Here is a 2,258-nt window from a genome sequence, read left to right as displayed (position 1 = left end):
GACATGAAGGCAATGGCACCTGTTATTTTTGATGCAACACATGCGCTACAACGCCCTGGTGGACGAGCTGACTCTGCTGATGGTCGTCGTGCACAAGCTGCAGAGCTTGCGCGCAGTGGTATGGCATTGGGTATAGCTGGTTTATTTATCGAAGCGCATCCAAATCCTAACGAAGCTAAATGTGATGGCCCATGTGCGCTAGCGCTTAGTAAGTTAGAAGGGTATTTAACGCAAATGAAAGCGGTTGATGATTTAATTAAAAGCTTTGTCCCACTTGATACAAGTGCAAGCGATTTATAATTGTAGCTTTATAAAAACCATTTAAAGCAACCGCTTGTAATGAAACTGTTTAAACTTATGTAGCAAAAAATCGTTATAGATATTTTATTCCAGAGAAAACTCTCTTCTTAAGTATATAAAGAGTCACTATTACTTATTTGAGAACATCTGATATTATGCTCTAGTATATTAACTAATCTTAAAGGATTAATATGAAAATTGCCGTAGTAGGTACTGGCTATGTAGGCCTTTCTAACGCTATGTTGCTAGCACAGCACAATGAAGTGGTCGCATTAGATATAGACGAACACAAAATAGCACTGTTGAATGATAAAAAATCACCAATTGTTGATACCGAAATTAGTGAGTTTTTAACACGTGGTGATTTAAATTTTACAGCAACCACTGACAAAGTAGCAGCATACAAAAACGCAGACTTTGTAATTATTGCTACACCAACTGATTACGATGTAGAAAACAATTACTTTAATACAAGCTCTGTAGAGGCTGTAATTAAAGATGCTATAGCGCATAACCCAAATGCGGTTATGGTTATTAAGTCGACTATACCCGTTGGTTTTACGCAGGGTATAAAAGAAAAACTCGGCATTAATAACTTAATATTTTCGCCAGAATTTTTACGTGAAGGTAAAGCGCTACACGATAACCTATACCCGTCACGTATTGTTGTTGGTGAGCAAACTGAGCGTGCAAGTGTATTTGCTAACTTACTTAAGCAAGGCGCTATCAAAGAAGATATTGAAGTACTTTTTACTGACTCAACTGAAGCCGAAGCTATTAAGTTGTTCTCAAACACTTATTTAGCAATGCGTGTAGCTTACTTTAATGAGCTTGATAGCTACGCTGAAGCGCATGGCTTAAACTCTAAGCAAATTATACAGGGTGTTAGCTTAGACCCGCGTATTGGTGATCATTACAATAATCCATCGTTTGGATATGGCGGCTATTGCTTACCAAAAGATACTAAGCAACTACGTGCAAATTATGCAAATGTACCAAACAACATTATTGGTGCGATTGTTGATGCTAACACGACGCGTAAAGACTTTATTGCCGACTCAATAATTAAGCGTAGTCCTAAAGTGGTTGGTGTGTATCGCTTAGTAATGAAAACAGGGTCTGATAACTTTAGAGCTTCTGCTATTCAAGGCATTATGAAGCGCATTAAAGCTAAAGGTATTGAGGTAGTAGTTTACGAACCAGTACTAGAAGAAAGCGAATTTTACCACTCTCGCGTAATTAAAGACCTAAATGAATTTAAGCAAATATCTGACGTTGTTGTATCTAACCGTATGGTTGAAGAGCTCAGTGATATTGCTGACAAAGTTTATACTCGTGATTTGTTTGGTAGCGATTAATAAACAAAGTTTAAAGGCTAAAGGCAAAGGCTAAAAGTTAAAGGTTAAAGGCTAAAAGTTAAAGACTAAAGGTTAAAGGCTAAAGTATAAGTCAAAAACTAAGGTAAATTTATATTAGGGGGCGTTGTGCAGTTTGAGGACTTATATGTATGGCAACGCTCTGCCGATTTAGCTTGTGAAGTTTTTATTTACTTTAAGGCAAGTAAGCAATTTGGTTTAAAAGATCAAATTACACGATCTGCATTATCAATTTCATCAAATATTGCAGACAAAATAGCAGGAGCAAATTTTGAACGCACTTGTGCGGCCTCGTAGAGGTGAGATGAAGGGATTCATCGAATAACGTTATGAGAGAAAAACAGCTAAAGATTACTGCCGTTTTCTCTCTTACTCTAAAGGTAGCTGTGGTGAGCTTCGGTCACAAATATATATTGCCTTAAAAATTGGTGAAGTTGATACAAAAACAGCAGAAACCTGGATAGAAGAGTCTAGGCAGTTATCAAAAATGATATCTGCCTTAATGAAAACAATTGAAACTTGGGATTAGGCCTTTAGTCTTCAACTTTCAACTTTCAACTTTCAACTTTCAACTTTCAACTT

Annotated in this window: 2 protein-coding genes and 2 pseudogenes; all 4 read left to right on the top strand. The window is 36.9% G+C overall.

Going from position 1 to position 2,258, the window contains the following annotated elements:
- Positions 1–300 (top strand): annotated as a pseudogene (locus H5115_RS19925) (3-deoxy-8-phosphooctulonate synthase); the annotation flags it as partial.
- 191 nt (positions 301–491) lie between these two features.
- Complete coding sequence (locus H5115_RS19920) at positions 492–1,658, top strand: nucleotide sugar dehydrogenase (RefSeq protein WP_182756974.1); 1,167 nt, start codon at positions 492–494, stop codon at positions 1,656–1,658.
- Between the two features lie 126 nt (positions 1,659–1,784).
- Positions 1,785–1,973 carry a four helix bundle protein gene (locus tag H5115_RS20345; RefSeq protein ID WP_310736294.1) on the top strand — a complete coding sequence of 63 codons (189 nt, stop codon included), beginning with the start codon at positions 1,785–1,787 and terminating at the stop codon, positions 1,971–1,973.
- 91 nt (positions 1,974–2,064) lie between these two features.
- Positions 2,065–2,205, top strand: a pseudogene (locus tag H5115_RS20305) (four helix bundle protein); the annotation flags it as partial.
- Between the last annotated feature and the right edge of the window lie 53 nt (positions 2,206–2,258).

It is taken from the genome of Pseudoalteromonas sp. SR44-2 (genome assembly GCF_014163745.1).
Lineage (GTDB): Bacteria > Pseudomonadota > Gammaproteobacteria > Enterobacterales > Alteromonadaceae > Pseudoalteromonas > Pseudoalteromonas distincta.
Note: the sequence above shows the minus strand (reverse complement) of the source record. Positions and strands in the feature narration are given on the sequence as shown.

Excerpts from the sequence above, each read along its gene's own strand:
- H5115_RS19920 (WP_182756974.1), top strand. The coding sequence starts at position 492 with ATGAAAATTGCCGTAGTAGGTACTGGCTATGTAGGCCTTTCTAACGCT.